Genomic DNA, 16,477 nt, shown 5'->3' with positions numbered 1-16,477 from the left:
TTGTGGGTGGTTAATATTTAACCAAACAAGGAGGTGTGTATGAAACGATTCGCGAACATACTTTTTGCAACACAAGGATTGCCTGGTCATAGTGAGGCGCTCGAACAAGCGATGAGGATCGCATCCAGCAACAAAGTGCCTGTTTCAGGGCTAATTGCGTGCCCCGACTTCCCCGCGGATATGCTCCAGTATCAGCAAAGTTATGAGCAATCGCTACAAGACTCCCTCAAACAAAGCATTCAGGAATACAGACAGAAGCTCGATCTTTCTGAAGATGATCTGGCATTTCCTCTTACTGTGAAAAGCAGTGAAAAACCCGCTGTCTGTATCATTAAAGAAGCATTAGCTGACAACAAAGATCTTATCATCAAAGAAGCTGAACCACTCGGTGAAGGCGCTGAAGGCTTCAAAGCCATTGATATGACACTGTTACGCAAATGTCCTTGTCCATTATGGTTACACCGACCGATTGATAAGCCGAGAGACAAACGCCGTGTGGCTGTTGCTATAGATCCGTTAACGGTGAGCGATGAACAGCACTCATTAGCGGTGCGTTTACTTGAATTATCTCGTTCAATAGCCGACACCTGTGACAGTCGTTTACATGTGATTTCTTGCTGGGAATATTACTTAGAGAATTACCTACATGACAATGCTTGGATTCAAGTCGATGACGCTGAGTTGAAACATGAACTCGACAAAGCAAAAGCCGATCATAAACAAGCTCTACAACAACTGCTGGAAGAGTCGGGGATTACGGGTGAAATTGTGATTCATCATTTACACGGAAAGCCTGATGAAAAAATCCCGGATTACGTAGAAAGCATAGAAGTGGACGTTCTAGTCATGGGTACCTTAGCGAGAACAGGGATATCTGGCTACGTCATTGGTAATACGGCTGAAAACATTTTGCAATCTATAAACTGTAGTTTGGTCGCTCTTAAGCCCGATGGTTTTGTATCGCCGATTCAGTAATTGGTGTGTAACAAACCTGGGTTTAAGTGGTTGTTTTAGGTAAAGGAGGGAGACGGAGTTCTAGAACATGGAATTATCAGTGTATCAATAAGTTATCAGAGGAGAGTGACATGAAAAACCTATGCCCGAAATGCCACACAGAAATGATAGAACGTTCGAACGTTTATGTTTGTCCGAGAAATGATATCGGTGACTGCACCTACGATGCGTTCGAGTTAACTGATGACGATAATCCATACACATTCAGTCGAGAACACGTAAGTAGTGATCTACGTTCTTACACCGTAGCGGACAGCAAGTAGCTGTTTGTATTAACGTTCCTTTAAGTAGCATTCAGTGATTGCTGTTTGCTACTTATCCCTTGGTTTTATGATCTTTTTTGAAATACTTGGGCTAAAACAATCAAGTGGAGCTTTTTATCTTTGCGCCAAATAGGGCGAACTTTCTTATAAAAATGAATGGGCTGCGATGTTGAATAGCATAACGGGTAAAGAAAACCTGCCGAAAAATCTCGATAATCAGTTGGTCTTACTGATTTTCCCTGTGCTGCCAATTTTAATCTTCTCTTTTCTTTTTTACATCTACACACCCGCAGGCGTAAGCTGGAATGCGGAATGGATACCTGGCCTCGATATTAACTTCAGCTTTAGGTTAGATGGTCTGTCATTCCTTTTTGCTGGGCTGATCAGCGGGATTGGCGCACTGATCCAAATATACGCTTTGGCTTACTTACGAGAGAGTGATAGCCGATTTTCCTTTCATTTATACCTAACCCTATTCATGCTTGCCATGCTAGGGATTGTGATGAGCGATAACATCCTGTTGTTATTTGTTTTCTGGGAACTCACCACCATCACTTCTTACTTACTGATTGGTTTTAATCACGAAAACACAACGTCACGAAAAAATGCACTGCAGTCGTTGATCGTTACAGGTGCTGGTGGATTAGCGTTGTTAGCTGGTCTTATCTTGTTGGGAGCGATGGCAGGGAGTTATGAGTTACATACGATCATCGCTCAGGCGGACACGATTGCGCAGCATGAATGGTTTATCCCATCTCTCGTGCTCATACTACTTGGTGCATTTACTAAATCTGCGCAGTTCCCGTTTCATTTTTGGCTACCTAACGCGATGGCAGCGCCCACTCCAGTCAGTGCGTATTTACACTCGGCAACAATGGTAAAGGCGGGCATTTACTTGTTAGCGCGTTTATCGCCAGTTTATGCTCATAGCGAGGTTTGGTTTTATGCCCTAGTGATCACAGGGAGTATCACCGCCGTTTGGTGCACGTTTGTCGCATTAAAACAAACTGACTTGAAGCTGATGCTAGCCTACAGCACGAATGTTGCTTTGGGTAAATTAACATTATTACTAGGTATGGGCACAGATTTGGCCGTGAGTGCAGTATTGATGTTTATTCTCGCTCACTCTTTCTATAAAGCAGCGCTGTTTATGGTGGTGGGCAATATCGACAAAGCGACAGGAACACGAGATATTGATCAACTGTACGGCTTGAAGTCAGTGCTCGTCATCAGCATGGTTGCGGGGAGTCTGGCAGCATTGTCGAAAGCTGGGTTTCCGCCGTTGTTAGGCTTTTTGAGCAAAGAGTACATGTACAAAGCCGCCGTAGAGCTCAATAACTGGATCGCCTTTGTACTTTTAATGGTCAATATATTGATGGTTGCGCTAACCATTATGCTTATTGCGAGACCATTCTTTGCTCGCCGTGATCTCGTGCCAATTGAAACGAAGCCAGTTGAGACAAAAAAAGCCATGTGGATCTCGCCTTTGCTCCTGGCACTTGGCAGTCTCATCGTTCCGTTAGTCGGTTTAAATTGGTTAGATCACCACATCATCTTTCCTGGCTCTGCTGACATTCTGCCTGCAGCCGATATTAAAGTGACATCATTATGGCATGGTGTGAATGTACCGCTGGTCCTAAGCGTTATCACGCTAGTATTGGGGTATGTGGTGTACCGTGTTTATCCTACTGTGTCTGCATTTTTTCAGCGGTTACATCTATTCGTCCCCAAAGCGGAGAATGTTTTTGAACGACTATTAGATGACATGATGACACTGGCGCAGTGGCAAACGGCGCTGTTGCAGCAAAAGAAGTTGAGTCGTTATGTCCTGCTATTTTTCGCGGTACTCGCCGTCGCTTTACTTGGTCAGGTAGCATTTATTCCTCTGCCTTTGTTTGAACAGCTTTCAAACGTGGCTTTCTATGAGATTGGCATTGCCTTATTGCTGATTGGTGCAGCGCTCGTATGTACGTTGTCTCACTCAAGGCTTCTTGCGATTTCTGCGCTAGGTATGATTGGTTTTATGACCACGCTTGTTTTTATGATCTACAGTGCTCCGGACGTCGCGAAGACTTTACTGTTAGTGGAAACATTAATGGTGGTCTTTTTAGCATTGTTAATGCGTCATATGCCGCGTTTAACCACCGTGCCCAAGCATTCAATAAAACGCAAATTGGCGAATGTTTGTATAGCGGGCGTGATAGGTGTTTCGATTACTTTCCTCTTGTTAGGAATCACGTCCCAGCCGATGGATTCATCGGTGTCGGAATTCTTTGCGGAAAATAGTGTCCCAGGCGGGCATGGGCGCAATATTGTTAACGTTATTCTGGTCGACTTTCGTGCGTTTGATACATTGGGAGAGGTTGTCGTCGTTGTCATTGCTGGGATTGCAGCAGTGAGCTTGCTTAAGACAAGAGCGAAAAAGCAAAACCGTATTCAATCATTAATTTTTGCAACCACGGCACATATCGTCGCGGCGCTCATGCTCGTGTTCTCAGTGTATCTGTTATTACGTGGTCATAACGAACCGGGTGGTGGCTTCATTGGTGCATTGATTGCCGTTATTGGCTTATCGCTTCTCATGTTCGCGGAATCACCGAAATACGTTCGTTCTAGATTGTATTTCAAGCCGTTTTTCATTGCGTTATCTGGCATTACATTGAGCTTAGTATCTGGTGCTTTGAGCTTTGCGTTTGATAAACCGTTTTTGACCGGACTGTGGTGGAAAGATGTGATACCACTGGGTACGCCGTTGGTTTTTGATGTTGGTGTTTATCTTGCCGTTATAGGTGGCGTGATGGGGATGCTGCTTCGTATTAATGAGGAGCTAGAGTGATGGAAATAGTCTGGAGTGTTGTCGTTGGAGTATTTGTCGCCGCAGGCGTTTACTTAATGCTGGAAAAGCATATCTTGCGTCTTTTGTTCGGTATCATGTTACTCAGCAGTGCGGTTAACCTTGCTATTTTTACAGCGGGAAGGCTGACTCCTGGAGAGCCGCCACTGATTGGCGATAATGCTATTTTGCCACCAGATGGCGCAGCAAACCCATTACCTCAAGCGCTAATTTTAACTGCGATAGTCATCGGTTTTGGGCTACTTATTTTTGCTTTAATGTTGCTCTATCGAGCTTATAAAGATTCTGGAACCGCAGATGTCGATGAAATGCAACGTTCTGAGGAGGGTCAATGAGTTCGATTTTGCTGACGTTACCTGTTGTTCTTTCATTGAGTACGGCGCTGACCATTTTCTTTGTACGTCGCTCAACAAAAAGTGCTGAGTGGTTAAGTGGCGCGAGTGCGATTTTGAACCTTGTTGTCGCAGGCCTTCTCACAGAAAACATCATAAGTAATGGTATTCAAGCCGTTGCTTTTGGCCAGTGGCAAGCACCGTTTGGTATCGTTTTTGTCGCAGATTACTTCAGCGTTGCCATGGTGATGATTACGGCGGTGATTGGTGCGATATGTGTTTTCTATGCCATGGCGGACCTTCACCGAAAACCTTCCTATAGCAATTACCATGCGTTGACGCACGTGTTGCTTGCTGGTGTTTATGGCGCGTTCCTCACCGGAGATATTTTTAATCTGTATGTTTGGTTCGAGGTCATGCTCATCGCGTCATTTGGTTTAATGGTATTAGATGCAACGAAAACTCAAATTGATGGGGCAGTGAAGTATGTGATGTTGAACCTGATTTCGACGCTAGTGTTCTTACTTGCCATCGGTTTGTTGTATGGCGCTACGGGCACCTTGAACTTGGCCGATCTCTATACCAAAGCGGGAGAGAGCGAACTGAGCATCAACATGATGTTGTCCGCCTTGTTTTTGTTTGCCTTTTCTATCAAAGCGGCACTCTTTCCTTTATTTGCTTGGTTGCCAGCTTCTTATCACACCTTACCAAGTGGTGTGGCAGCGCTGTTTGCTGCGTTGCTTACTAAAGTCGGCGTATACGCGTTAATACGAGTCTTCACATTAGTATTTCCGCTCGCCGAGAGTGGTTGGCAGCCGACGTTGATTTGGATTGCTGGCCTCACCATGTTAACTGGCGTTTTGGGGGCGGCAAGTCAATTCGACATTAAGAAAATTCTTTCTTTTCACATTATTAGCCAAATAGGTTACATGATAATGGGATTAGCGATTTACACTCCTTTAGCTTTAGCTGGCGCTATTTTCTACATTGTTCATCACATCATTGTAAAAGCGAATTTGTTCTTAATCGGTGGCTTTATTGAGCGCAAATATGGGTCTAGTCAACTTGAACATTTGGGCGGGGTATATAAAGCAATGCCTTGGTTAGCGTTCTTGTTTCTTGTCCCTGCGTTTTCTCTGGCAGGATTTCCGCCGCTTTCTGGTTTCTGGGGCAAATTCTTGGTCATCAAATCGAGCATACAGGCTGAATATTACTGGTTAGCAGGTACTGCGCTATTGGTGGGGTTGCTTACCGTCTATTCGATGACGAAAATTTGGAGTGAGGCATTCTGGAAAAAGCCGTTTAGGGAGAAAACAGAACAGACTCTGCAGGTCAAAGTACATTGGTTGTATTGCGTTCCAATTGCCGTATTGACCATGTTCACGTTGGTCATAGGCTTGGTGGCGGAGCCTTTTTATCAGTTTTCTGTTCAAGCCGCTGAACAACTGTTAAATCCGAATGAATACATTCGAGCGGTATTGGGAGGAAATCCATGATCTATCTATTCCTCAATCTTTTCTTAGCATTAGCATGGATGATGTTAAACGGCAGCTATTCGAGTCTGAATTTTGTTGTCGGATTTACGGTCGGTTTTTTTGCCTTACGGTTGAGCCAACCATTTGGATTAAAAACCAGCTACTTTCGACGTTTTGCGTCGGCATTCAAGTTACTGGTGTACTTCGCTTATGAAATGATCATATCGGTTGCAAGAGTCGTGTGGGATGTCGTGACGCCAACGCATTTGAGCCAGCCAGATATCGTCTATGTCCCTTTGGACGTCGATTCAGACCTTGAAATCACCTTACTTGCGAATATGGTTTCTTTAACACCGGGCACACTCAGTTTGGATGTTACGCCTGATAAAAAGCATCTTATCGTTCATGCCATGTTTGCGCCTGAGCATGAAGAAGTTATCCGTGGAATTAAAAACGGATTAGAGCATCGAATTTTGGAGGTGACGCGTGGATAGTTGGCTGCAAATAAGTGTCACTTTTTCCTATGCAGGGCTATTACTCAGTTTTGTTATGGCTTTCTTCCGTTTAATTTTAGGACCAACGCTGGCTGACCGAGTTGTGGCGTTAGATTTGATTTCATTTATCACCATCGGTTTTATTACGGTTTACACCTTAGACAGTGGTGAGGATGCCTTGTTAGATATCGCCATTACATTAGGTTTGGTCGCATTTCTTGGCACAATCGCATTTGCGCGTTTGATCGTTAAAAGGAAGGAGAGAGAATAATGGATGTGTTGATTGGGCTGTTTTTATGTTTAGGGACGTTATTGATTCTAAGCGCTAGTTTAGGTGTGTTGCGGTTGCCAGATTTATATACCCGAATGCATGCCGCAACCAAAGCCGGTACCGTCGGAGTTAGTTGTTTACTACTAGCGGTTGCCCTCTCAATTCCTGAAGTCACCGTGATCTCCCGAGTTATCGGTACGATGTTGTTTATCGTTCTCACGGCGCCTGTCGCCTCCCACTTGCTCGGCAGAGCAATGCGAGAGGTCGGATATAAGATTTGGCGCAATGATTAAGTTTTTTCTTGTTTAACCAATAGTCACTATTGATTCAGCTGGCTAATTTCTTCCAGCACTTCTGGGTTAGCAATGGCACCAATATTTTTTACAGCTTGCCCGTTCACCAGTTGTTTCACGGCTAGTTCAACCAGTTTTCCTGATCGCGTTTTAGGAATATCACTGATAGCAAAAATTTGGCGTGGCACATGGCGTGGTGAACATTTTGATTTTAGTGTTTGGCGAATTGAATCGGTGAGTTGTTGGGTTAACTCGACCTCGTGAGCGAGTTTTACTAGTAACCAGATTTCTTCAGACTGCTGGTTTAACTTGCCGACGGCGATGGAGTCCTCGACCTCGGGTAACGCGTTCACTTGCTGATAGATCTCAGCGGTGCCGATTCGTACGCCGCCTGGATTCAATGTCGCATCGCTACGGCCATAAAAAATAAAGCCGCCATGTTCGGTTTGCATCACATCGTCGCCGTGGTGCCAGATATCAGTAAACTTGCTCCAATAAGCGTTGTGATAGCGTTTGCCGTTGTCGTGCCAAAACCCAATAGGGAAGTTAGGTAGTGAGTTATTGCAAGTCAGTTCGCCGCGTTGCTGTGTAATGGTTTTTCCCTCGTCGTCCAAAACACGCACGTCGATTCCCAGCCCTGCGCCTTGGCATTCGCCTTTGTACACCGGTGAAATAGGGTTCCCAAGTACAAAACACCCACAAATATCCGTGCCGCCAGCAATGGAAGCCAAATGTAAATCCTGCTTGATGTGCTGATAGACATAATTAAATTGTTCTGGGTAAAGCACTGAGCCGGTCGAACACAGGGTTGTGAGTGATTTCAGGTCGTGTTCTGACTTGGGAGAGTAATTCGCTTGCTCTAGCGCCTCTAAATATTTCGCTGACGTACCAAACAGTGACACGCTATGTTCTTCCGCTAATCGCCATAAGATGGAGTGATCAGGGTAAACCGGGCTCCCATCGTAAATCACTAAGGTAGCACCACTCGCAAGTGCTGAAACATGCCAGTTCCACATCATCCAACCACATGTTGTGTAGTAGAAAACCTTGTCTTGTGGTTTGATATCGCAATGCAGTTGATGCTCTTTGAGGTGATTGAGTAGGGTGCCGCCCACGGAATGGACAATACACTTTGGTTGCCCCGTTGTGCCAGAAGAATACAAAATGAATAACGGGTCATTAAACAGCGTTGGTTGATATTGAATTGATTGTGGAGAAAAGTGGTGAGTAATATCGGACCAAGAAACAAACTCAAAAGTGCTAGCATTCTTAGCGTTTTGTAAATATTCGATTTGGCATACGCTAATAGTAGCGTCTTCGGAGGTACTGCTTAGCTTATTACTAAGAGTGGTGTTTTTGTCCGTCATATCGAAAGCTTTGCCTCCGAACTGGTAGCCATCACAGCAAAAAAGAACTTTCGGCTTGACCTGGCCAAAACGCTCTACGACGCTATCGATACCAAAATCAGGCGAGGTTGAAGTCCAAATGGCACCAAGACTGGTGGTGGCCAGCATGGCAATAACGGTTTCTGGTAGATAGGGCAAATAGCCTGCAACGACGTCGCCTTTACCAACGTCACAAGTGAGTAGCCATTGCTGAACGACAGACACTTGTTCGAGCAATTGTGTACCAGTGAGTTGCTTGTGTTCACCGCTTTCATTAGTAAAAACGATAAACTCACGCTCAGGTGTTTGTTCGGCCTGAGAGAGGAGATTCTCTGCGTAGTTCAGCGTGGCGTCAGCAAACCATACGGTGTCCCTATTTACATGGCTCTGAGTAGAATCTGTCTGTGTCCATTTGGGAGCACCAAGGCTTTTGACTTGCGAGCCAATATTTCCAATGACGTTACAGAAATGCCAGGTATGTCGCCAAAATTCGTCATGGTGGTCAATGGACCACTGGTGTAAAGACGTGTAATTATTGATTGAGATATCTTCGGTTTGGTGCGCATTAACCGTCTCGATAAATCGTAGCAAGTTGCTATTGCTGATGCGCTCAGCAGATGGTGACCAAATAGGTGCAGAATTTTGCATAGGTCCCTCTAATTTCGATTCTTTTTGAATATGACCAAAACAAAATAAAGGGGCGAACATAGCAGTGTTCGCCCCTTATCTGATTGTTTAAAGTTGTTCGGCAAGCTGAGGTAGTACCTCAAATAAATCACCAACCAATCCATAGTCGGCAACTTCAAAGATAGGAGATTCAGGATCTTTGTTGATCGCGACAATCACTTTGGATTCCTTCATCCCTGCAAGGTGCTGGATGGCACCGGAGATCCCAACTGCAATATAAAGCTTAGGCGCAACGATTTTACCGGTTTGACCCACTTGTAAATCGTTGGCAACAAACCCTGCATCAACCGCCGCGCGAGAAGCGCCAATGGCAGCACCTAGTTTATCGGCAACTTGTTCGATCAACGCGAAGTTCTCTTTGCTACCGACCCCGCGTCCACCTGACACAACCACCTCTGCCGCGCTTAATTCAGGACGCTCTGACACGGTTTTATCGACAGAAACCAATTCAACCAATGGAGTTGAGATGGTGACTTGCTGATGCTCGATATCAGCTTGGTTGTGACAAGTAACCGGCTCAAACGCAGACGCGCGCACTGTGATGACGCGAACCTTGTCGCTGGTGGTCACTTTGGCAAATGCATTCCCTGCGTAAATAGGGCGGATAAAAGTGTTTTCATCGATAACTTGGACAATATCGGAAATTTGCCCAACGCCGAACTTCGCTGCTATTCGCGGTGCAAGATCTTTCCCTTTTGATGATGAGCTAGCCCAGATTGCGTCAAAACCTTCAGCAATACTCACCACAATAGGTGCGATACTCTCGGCAAATTGATGCTTAAGTTGCTCATCATCGACACAAATTACGTTTGATATACCATCAACGCGACAAGCTTGCTGAGCGACTTCTTCACACTGGTGGCCCACTACGATCAAAACATTGTCTTGACTGACTTGTTTTGCTGCATTAACCACTTTGAGTGTGTCCGCATGCAATTGGTTATTGTCATGTTCCGCTATGATTAAGTTCTTCATGAAATCACCTTCGCTTCGTTACGCAGCTTATCGAGAAGCTCTGAGACAGATTCAACCTTGATGCCACCTTTTCTCTGCGCTGGTGGTGTGACTTCTTGAATGGTTTGGCTAAATACCACTTCAACACTCAGACTGTCAGGTGTGATTGTATCTAACGGCTTGCGCTTAGCTTTCATGATATTAGGCAATGAGGCAAAACGCGGTTCATTCAGGCGTAAGTCAGTACTGATCACTGCAGGTAAGTTCATCGCGACCGTCATCAAGCCGCCATCCACTTCTCTCACGACCTGAACTTTTTGATCTTCTATCTTAACGTCGGAAGCGAAAGTTGCTTGAGGCCAGTCAAGTAGGGCGGCCAGCATCTGGGCCACTTGGTTGTTGTCGGTATCAATCGACTGTTTACCCGTAATCACAAGCTGTGCTTGTTCTTGCTCAACCAGAGCTTTGAGCAGCTTAGCGACGACTAATGGCTCTATTTTGTCTTCAGTATCGACATGAATAGCGTGATCGGCACCTAACGCAAGCGCAGTACGTAGTTGCTCCTGACATTGGCTACCGCCAGCACTGACAACTATGACTTCATCTGCAATACCTTGCTCTTTTAGTCGTACGGCTTCTTCAACGGCTATTTCGCAAAATGGATTAATCGTCATCTTGACGTTATTGGTTTCAACATCGCTATGGTCCGCTTTCACACGAACTTTAACGTAGGGATCAATGACCCTTTTGATTGGCACTAGTATTTTCACGTTAGATTCCTTTTTACAGTGAAGACTATGTGTTTACAGTGAAGACGATGTGATGACGTCTTTAAAATGATGTTAATTTACCTTTACGTTTGCGTCAACTTTAAATATATTGTTGGTTAACAAGTTGGCAACATGCAAAGAAAAAGGAATGCAATCATGGAAAGAGACTGCATGGAATTTGATGTTCTGATTGTAGGCGCAGGTCCCGCAGGCTTGTCTGCGGCATGCCGAATCAAACAATTAGCAGCAGAAAAAGAACAAGACCTCTCTGTTTGCGTGGTAGAAAAAGGCTCTGAAGTTGGGGCACATATTTTATCGGGTGCGGTGTTTGAAACGCGAAGTTTGGATGAACTGTTTCCAGATTGGCAGGAGAAAGGCGCGCCGCTCAATACCAAAGTTAACCAAGATAAAACCTACTATCTGGGCAACGAAATTAATGGTCATGAACTGCCTTCTTGGGCAGTGCCTAATACGTTACATAACGACGGTAATTACATTATAAGTTTGGGCAGTCTATGCCGATGGATGGCGTTGCAGGCCGAGAACTTAGGGGTGGAGATCTACCCAGGTTTTACCGCCAGTCAAGCGATCATCGGTGAAGATAGTCGTGTTTGTGGTGTGGTCACGGGAGACATGGGGTTAGACAAAAATGGTGAACAAAAAGGAAATTTCGAGCCTGGTATTGAGCTGCGCGCGAAGTTTACTTTGTTTGCTGAAGGCGCGCGGGGTCATATTGGTAAGCAGTTGATTAACCGATTTAATCTTGATGAAGAGAAAACGCCTCAACATTACGCTATCGGTTTTAAAGAGCTGTGGGAAATCCCATCAGAGCAGCATCAGCAAGGTTTAGTAGTGCACGGATTAGGTTGGCCGTTATCAAACGAAGCCACAGGTGGCAGTTACCTCTACCATTTAGAGGGAAACCAAGTTGCCGTCGGGTTGATTGTTGACTTGAACTATAAGAATCCGCACTTGAGTCCATTCGATGAATTTCAACGTTTTAAACACCACCCGTTGATTGAGCAATACCTCAAAAATGGTAAACGCATTAGTTATGGCGCAAGAGCGATCACCAAGGGCGGTTTCCATTCGCTTCCCACGCAACAGTTTGCTGGTGGCTTGTTGATTGGCTGTGATGCAGGAACGCTTAACGGCGCTAAAATCAAAGGCACGCACACCGCAATGAAATCTGGCATGCTTGCCGCTGAAGCAGTATGTGAAGCCCTTGAGAGTCAGTCTGTTACTGTTGATTATCAAAAGCATTTCAAACAGTCTTGGCTGTATGAAGAGCTTTATCAAGCACGTAACTTCTCAAGTGGCATTCACCGCTTTGGATCGTGGCTGGGCGGTGGCTTAGCGCTGCTGGAACATAACGTGTTAAAAGGCAAAGCTAAGTGGCATATCCGCTGTGATAAGCCCGATCACCAGTCTCTGCTATTGGCGGAAAACAGCAATGAAATTGTCTATCCAAAGCCTGACGGTGTGTTAAGTTTCGATCGCCTTTCTTCTGTCTATCTATCCAATATCTTCCATGAAGAGGATCAGCCGTGCCACTTACGTTTGGCGAACCAGCGCATTCCCATCGAGCAGAATCTTGAGTTATATGCAGAGCCAGCACAGCGCTATTGCCCGGCAGGCGTGTATGAAATCGTGCAGGGAGAGCAACGGCCAGAGCTGCAAATTAATGCGGCGAACTGTATCCACTGCAAGACCTGTGACATCAAAGATCCAAGTCAGAATATTACCTGGACACCGCCGGAAGGTGGTGGTGGCCCTAACTATCCGAATATGTAGTCGTCTGAGAATAATTTTTATTAACAATTTATTTACTTAAAGTTTGCGTTAGTTCAAATCTTTCTCGATGAACTCGATTGCAACTTAATCTTTCAAGCACTATTCTGATTTTAAATTGACGTTTACGTAAACTGAATGCAAAGTTGATGCATAGGTGTAAAAGCGGTTACCAGTATCAAAGTTAGGTTTGATCAAATAGTGCTCAATGGAACGCACTTAAATAACGAAAGGGAGATCAACTATGGTATCGGAATCGCCTCTGTTGCAGGTAAACGATATTTCATTGGCTTTTGGTGGGGTGAAAGCTTTAACTGACGTGAGCTTCCATGTGAATGAAAAGGAAATCTTTTCAATCATTGGTCCAAACGGTGCAGGTAAAACCTCAATGCTCAATTGCATCTCTGGTCGATACACACCAAACAAAGGCTCTGTAATCTTCGCTGGAGATGATGTAACCAAACGAACACCTAGCCAACGAGCTGAGTTAGGGTTGGGAAGAACCTTCCAAAACTTAGCGCTCTTTTCTCATATGTCAGTACTGGACAACATTATGGTTGGCCGACATCACCTACTAAAAAACAACTTCGTCACGGGGCCACTGTATTGGTTCTCTAACGCACAGAAAGAAGAGATGGCGCACCGCAAGTACGTGGAAGACGTGATCGATTTTCTAGAAATCCAGCACATTCGCAAAGCCACCGCTGGCACACTTTCTTACGGTTTACGTAAACGTGTAGAACTTGCTCGTGCCATTGCCTTAAAACCTAAGTTGTTGCTGCTTGATGAACCGATGGCAGGCATGAACTTGGAAGAAAAGGAAGACATGGCGCGTTACATCATGGATTTAAACGAAGAGTTAGACATCACCATCATCATGATCGAGCACGATATGGGCGTGGTGATGGATATCTCTAACCGCGTATTGGTGTTGGATTTTGGTAAACACATTGCTATGGGCGAGCCAGAAGAAGTGATGGCCAACCCGCATGTGAAACAAGCGTACTTAGGCGAAGAGCTACCGACATTAGAGGAGAGTGCATAATGGCACAGCAACATAATGATTGGGCAGATATAACCCGCTTAGATACCTTTCCAAAAGTATTGCAGCACAACGCCAAGCACTGGCCCGAGCAAGTCGCAATGCGTGAAAAGGAGTTTGGTATTTGGCGAGAGTTCACTTGGCAAGATTATGAAAACCGAGTGAAGTGGATGGCTCTGGCGCTTCAAGATTTAGGTGTTGGTGAGCAAGACGTTGTTGGTTTGCTGGGTGATAACCGCCCGGAATGGGTATGGGGCGAGTTGGCCGCACATGCGATCAAAGGTTTCTCGCTGGGCATCTATCAAGATTCCATGCACGAAGAAGTGGCGTACCTCATCAACTATGCCAAAGCAAAAGTCGTGATTGCCGAAGATGAAGAGCAATGCGACAAGCTACTTGAGCTCGGTGATGAGATCCCAAGCGTAGAATTCATTATCTATTGTGACCCGCGTGGAATGCGCAAGTACGACGACCCACGACTGATTGATGTTGAGCAGGTCTATAAAAAAGGTCAACTGATCGACAAAGCGGATCCGGATAAATATCTCAATATGGTTGCGGCAACCAAAGGCAGTGATCTTTCGATTCTTTGTACCACGTCGGGTACGACTTCCAAACCAAAGTTGGCTCAGCTACACAGCGGCACTTTCTTAGATCACTGTGCGGCTTATCTGCGTGCCGACCCGCGCTCTCCAGGCGACAACTACGTTTCTGTTCTGCCTTTGCCTTGGATTATGGAGCAGGTGTATGTGGTTGGTCAGGCGTTGATTTCTCGTCAAATCGTTAACTTCGTGGAAGAACAAGAAACCATGATGTCTGACTTGCGCGAAATTGGCCCGAACTTCGTGCTGCTTGCGCCGCGAGTGTGGGAAAACATTGTGGCAGACGTGTCTGCACGAATGATGGATTCCACACCGTTTAAGCAGAAGATGTACAAACTGGGCATGAGCTTAGCGAATAAAGCGTTGGAGCAGGGTAAACGTTCAAAACTCGCTGAATGGATTTTGCTACGTGCTCTGCGTGACCGCTTAGGTTTCTCGAATCTAGCATCTGCTGCGACGGGTGGTGCGGCGATGGGACCGGATACTTTCCGTTATCTGCAAGCGATCGGCGTACCACTCAAGCAGCTTTACGGTCAAACCGAAATGTGTGGTGCGTACACCGTCCACCAAGCCGATGACGTGGACTATGATTCCGTCGGCGTTGCGTTTGACAATGCAGAAGTGAAAGTCATCAACCCAGACAGCAATGGCGTGGGTGAGATCATCGCGAAAAGTACGGGCATGTTTACTGGTTACCTGAATAACCAGGAAGCGTATGACGAAGACGTACAAGACGGATGGATGCACACGGGCGATGCGGGTTACTTTAAAGACTCTGGCCACTTGGTGGTGATTGACCGTCTGAAAGATATGTCGGAAACCAGCCATGGCGATCGCTACTCTCCGCAGTTCATTGAAAACAAACTCAAGTTCTCGCCGTTTATTGCAGAAGCCGTAGTGGTGGGCAAAGGTCGACCTTGGCTATCCGCCATCATCTGTATTCGCTACGCGATTGTTGCGAAGTGGGCAGAGCAGCGCGGTTTGGCATTCACTAACTACACCAACTTATCCGCTCAACCAGAAGTGTATCAAGCGATTCGTGAAGAAGTGCTGAAAGTGAATGAATCCTTACCAGATGCACAGAAGATCAGCAAATTCATTCTACTTTACAAAGAGCTAGATGCCGACGATGGCGAGTTAACTCGTACGCGTAAAGTGCGCCGTGGTGTGGTTGCGGAGAAATACGGAGACATCATCGAAACCATCTACAGCGACGATCCAAAAGTAGATGTCGATACAGTGATCACTTATCAGGATGGCACCAAAACACGCATTCAAACGTCGCTAGTGATTGAAACGCTTATTGAACATGAGCCAACACTAGTGGATAGCGAACAACGGAGGATCGCATAGTGAATACGGATTTATTACTGCAACTCGTCATTAATGGCGTGATCGTTGGCATGTTGTATGGCGTTGTCGCCATGTGCTTTGTATTGATTTACAAATCGACCCAGGTGGTCAACTTTGCTCAGGGTGAGTTTTTGTTGATTGGCGCGTGGGTATGTTGGGCGGCATTGGTACACCTACAGTTACCATTTTTTATCGGTTTTTTACTCACGCTCGCGTTCATGATGATTTTTGGTATCGCCGTGCAAACCATTGTGCTCAGACCGTTGATTGGTGAACCGATTATTTCTGTGATCATGGTGACCATCGGTCTATCGATGTTTTTCCAAGCGCTGATGAAGTGGATATTCGGCGTCTCTGCTGTGTCGTACCCGCAAGTGTTTGAAACCAACGTGGTGAATATCGGAGGTTTGAATGTTGAGTTTGCTTACATTCTGAGTTTGATCTTCTCAATGCTCATCATGGGCGCGTTTTACTGGTTCTTCAAATTCAGCAAAATGGGTCTGGCAATGCGCGCAACGGCATTTAACCAGCAAGTAGCCCAGAGTCTTGGCATTTCCATCAAGAAAGTGTTCGCCATCAGTTGGGCCATTTCGGCAATGGTATCTGCAACAGCAGGGATTGTTATCGGTATCGTTAACGGCGTATCTGACGCGCTATCCATTATTGGTATCAAAGTTTTCCCAGCCGTTATTTTAGGTGGCTTAGATTCGGTAGTCGGCGCAATTGTCGGTGGTATCACCATCGGGGTGCTAGAAAACTTGGCTGAGTTTTTTGATAGCCAATACCTGCAAGTGGGTAACCTGTACAACATCGCACCATTCTATGTGCTGTTAATCATTCTTGCCTTCAAGCCATATGGCCTGTTTGGTACCAAAGATATTGAGCGTATTTAAGGAG

General features: G+C 45.6%; 15 protein-coding genes. 12 read left to right on the top strand and 3 right to left on the bottom strand.

What is annotated here, in order from left to right; translation table 11 throughout:
* The first annotated feature begins 39 nt into the window (after positions 1 to 39).
* From ACHFJ9_RS02410 to mnhG, 8 genes are all read left to right on the top strand, one after another.
* Positions 40 to 975 carry a universal stress protein gene (locus tag ACHFJ9_RS02410; protein ID WP_258660348.1) on the top strand — a complete coding sequence of 312 codons (936 nt, stop codon included), beginning with the start codon at positions 40 to 42 and terminating at the stop codon, positions 973 to 975.
* A gap of 110 nt (positions 976 to 1,085) precedes the next feature.
* On the top strand, positions 1,086 to 1,277 hold the full coding sequence (locus tag ACHFJ9_RS02405) for a hypothetical protein (protein WP_005392611.1): 192 nt from the start codon (positions 1,086 to 1,088) through the stop codon (positions 1,275 to 1,277).
* Positions 1,278 to 1,443: 166 nt separating this feature from the next.
* Entirely contained in the window at positions 1,444 to 4,113 is a 2,670-nt protein-coding gene (mbhE, locus tag ACHFJ9_RS02400; RefSeq protein ID WP_395355076.1) for a hydrogen gas-evolving membrane-bound hydrogenase subunit E, read from the top strand.
* The gene (locus ACHFJ9_RS02395) at positions 4,113 to 4,466 is read left to right on the top strand and encodes a Na+/H+ antiporter subunit C (protein ID WP_395355074.1); all 354 of its coding nucleotides are present in this window, start codon (positions 4,113 to 4,115) and stop codon (positions 4,464 to 4,466) included. Before mbhE ends, ACHFJ9_RS02395 begins: the two co-directional genes overlap by 1 nt.
* Positions 4,463 to 5,959 carry a Na+/H+ antiporter subunit D gene (locus ACHFJ9_RS02390; RefSeq protein WP_395355072.1) on the top strand — a complete coding sequence of 499 codons (1,497 nt, stop codon included), beginning with the start codon at positions 4,463 to 4,465 and terminating at the stop codon, positions 5,957 to 5,959. Before ACHFJ9_RS02395 ends, ACHFJ9_RS02390 begins: the two co-directional genes overlap by 4 nt.
* On the top strand, positions 5,956 to 6,432 hold the full coding sequence (locus ACHFJ9_RS02385) for a Na+/H+ antiporter subunit E (protein WP_395355070.1): 477 nt from the start codon (positions 5,956 to 5,958) through the stop codon (positions 6,430 to 6,432). Before ACHFJ9_RS02390 ends, ACHFJ9_RS02385 begins: the two co-directional genes overlap by 4 nt.
* Positions 6,425 to 6,703, top strand: coding sequence for a cation:proton antiporter (locus tag ACHFJ9_RS02380; protein ID WP_269043622.1), 279 nt, complete (start codon positions 6,425 to 6,427; stop codon positions 6,701 to 6,703). Before ACHFJ9_RS02385 ends, ACHFJ9_RS02380 begins: the two co-directional genes overlap by 8 nt.
* Entirely contained in the window at positions 6,703 to 6,996 is a 294-nt protein-coding gene (mnhG, locus tag ACHFJ9_RS02375) for a monovalent cation/H(+) antiporter subunit G (RefSeq protein WP_054867462.1), read from the top strand. The genes ACHFJ9_RS02380 and mnhG overlap by 1 nt, the downstream gene beginning before the upstream one ends.
* A gap of 26 nt (positions 6,997 to 7,022) precedes the next feature.
* On the opposite strand, the gene ACHFJ9_RS02370 is transcribed toward mnhG, so the two are convergent.
* The 3 genes from ACHFJ9_RS02370 to ACHFJ9_RS02360 all read right to left on the bottom strand — a co-directional run bounded on the left by ACHFJ9_RS02370 (position 7,023) and on the right by ACHFJ9_RS02360 (position 10,792).
* Entirely contained in the window at positions 7,023 to 9,029 is a 2,007-nt protein-coding gene (locus ACHFJ9_RS02370; RefSeq protein ID WP_395355067.1) for an acetoacetate--CoA ligase, read from the bottom strand.
* Positions 9,030 to 9,116: 87 nt separating this feature from the next.
* Positions 9,117 to 10,043, bottom strand: coding sequence for an electron transfer flavoprotein subunit alpha/FixB family protein (locus ACHFJ9_RS02365; protein WP_005392603.1), 927 nt, complete (start codon positions 10,041 to 10,043; stop codon positions 9,117 to 9,119).
* Positions 10,040 to 10,792 carry an electron transfer flavoprotein subunit beta/FixA family protein gene (locus tag ACHFJ9_RS02360; RefSeq protein ID WP_395355065.1) on the bottom strand — a complete coding sequence of 251 codons (753 nt, stop codon included), beginning with the start codon at positions 10,790 to 10,792 and terminating at the stop codon, positions 10,040 to 10,042. The genes ACHFJ9_RS02365 and ACHFJ9_RS02360 overlap by 4 nt, the downstream gene beginning before the upstream one ends.
* 156 nt (positions 10,793 to 10,948) lie before the next feature.
* Here ACHFJ9_RS02360 and ACHFJ9_RS02355 point away from each other — a divergent pair, with 156 nt between their 5' ends.
* The 4 genes from ACHFJ9_RS02355 to ACHFJ9_RS02340 all read left to right on the top strand — a co-directional run bounded on the left by ACHFJ9_RS02355 (position 10,949) and on the right by ACHFJ9_RS02340 (position 16,473).
* The gene (locus ACHFJ9_RS02355; RefSeq protein WP_395355063.1) at positions 10,949 to 12,586 is read left to right on the top strand and encodes an electron transfer flavoprotein-ubiquinone oxidoreductase; all 1,638 of its coding nucleotides are present in this window, start codon (positions 10,949 to 10,951) and stop codon (positions 12,584 to 12,586) included.
* A gap of 241 nt (positions 12,587 to 12,827) precedes the next feature.
* The gene (locus ACHFJ9_RS02350; RefSeq protein ID WP_005392600.1) at positions 12,828 to 13,628 is read left to right on the top strand and encodes an ABC transporter ATP-binding protein; all 801 of its coding nucleotides are present in this window, start codon (positions 12,828 to 12,830) and stop codon (positions 13,626 to 13,628) included.
* Positions 13,628 to 15,580 carry a long-chain fatty acid--CoA ligase gene (locus ACHFJ9_RS02345; RefSeq protein WP_395355061.1) on the top strand — a complete coding sequence of 651 codons (1,953 nt, stop codon included), beginning with the start codon at positions 13,628 to 13,630 and terminating at the stop codon, positions 15,578 to 15,580. The genes ACHFJ9_RS02350 and ACHFJ9_RS02345 overlap by 1 nt, the downstream gene beginning before the upstream one ends.
* Entirely contained in the window at positions 15,580 to 16,473 is an 894-nt protein-coding gene (locus tag ACHFJ9_RS02340) for a branched-chain amino acid ABC transporter permease (protein WP_005373295.1), read from the top strand. Before ACHFJ9_RS02345 ends, ACHFJ9_RS02340 begins: the two co-directional genes overlap by 1 nt.
* Positions 16,474 to 16,477: the final 4 nt, after the last annotated feature.

Source organism: Vibrio sp. D3 (assembly GCF_043995865.1).
Lineage (GTDB): Bacteria > Pseudomonadota > Gammaproteobacteria > Enterobacterales > Vibrionaceae > Vibrio > Vibrio diabolicus.
Note: the sequence above shows the minus strand (reverse complement) of the source record. Positions and strands in the feature narration are given on the sequence as shown.

Excerpts from the sequence above, each read along its gene's own strand:
- ACHFJ9_RS02410 (WP_258660348.1), top strand. The coding sequence starts at position 40 with ATGAAACGATTCGCGAACATACTTTTTGCAACACAAGGATTGCCTGGT.
- ACHFJ9_RS02405 (WP_005392611.1), top strand. The coding sequence starts at position 1,086 with ATGAAAAACCTATGCCCGAAATGCCACACAGAAATGATAGAACGTTCG.
- mbhE (WP_395355076.1), top strand. The coding sequence starts at position 1,444 with ATGTTGAATAGCATAACGGGTAAAGAAAACCTGCCGAAAAATCTCGAT.
- ACHFJ9_RS02395 (WP_395355074.1), top strand. The coding sequence starts at position 4,113 with ATGGAAATAGTCTGGAGTGTTGTCGTTGGAGTATTTGTCGCCGCAGGC.
- ACHFJ9_RS02390 (WP_395355072.1), top strand. The coding sequence starts at position 4,463 with ATGAGTTCGATTTTGCTGACGTTACCTGTTGTTCTTTCATTGAGTACG.
- ACHFJ9_RS02385 (WP_395355070.1), top strand. The coding sequence starts at position 5,956 with ATGATCTATCTATTCCTCAATCTTTTCTTAGCATTAGCATGGATGATG.
- mnhG (WP_054867462.1), top strand. The coding sequence starts at position 6,703 with ATGGATGTGTTGATTGGGCTGTTTTTATGTTTAGGGACGTTATTGATT.
- ACHFJ9_RS02370 (WP_395355067.1), bottom strand. The coding sequence starts at position 9,029 with ATGCAAAATTCTGCACCTATTTGGTCACCATCTGCTGAGCGCATCAGC.
- ACHFJ9_RS02365 (WP_005392603.1), bottom strand. The coding sequence starts at position 10,043 with ATGAAGAACTTAATCATAGCGGAACATGACAATAACCAATTGCATGCG.
- ACHFJ9_RS02355 (WP_395355063.1), top strand. The coding sequence starts at position 10,949 with ATGGAAAGAGACTGCATGGAATTTGATGTTCTGATTGTAGGCGCAGGT.
- ACHFJ9_RS02350 (WP_005392600.1), top strand. The coding sequence starts at position 12,828 with ATGGTATCGGAATCGCCTCTGTTGCAGGTAAACGATATTTCATTGGCT.
- ACHFJ9_RS02345 (WP_395355061.1), top strand. The coding sequence starts at position 13,628 with ATGGCACAGCAACATAATGATTGGGCAGATATAACCCGCTTAGATACC.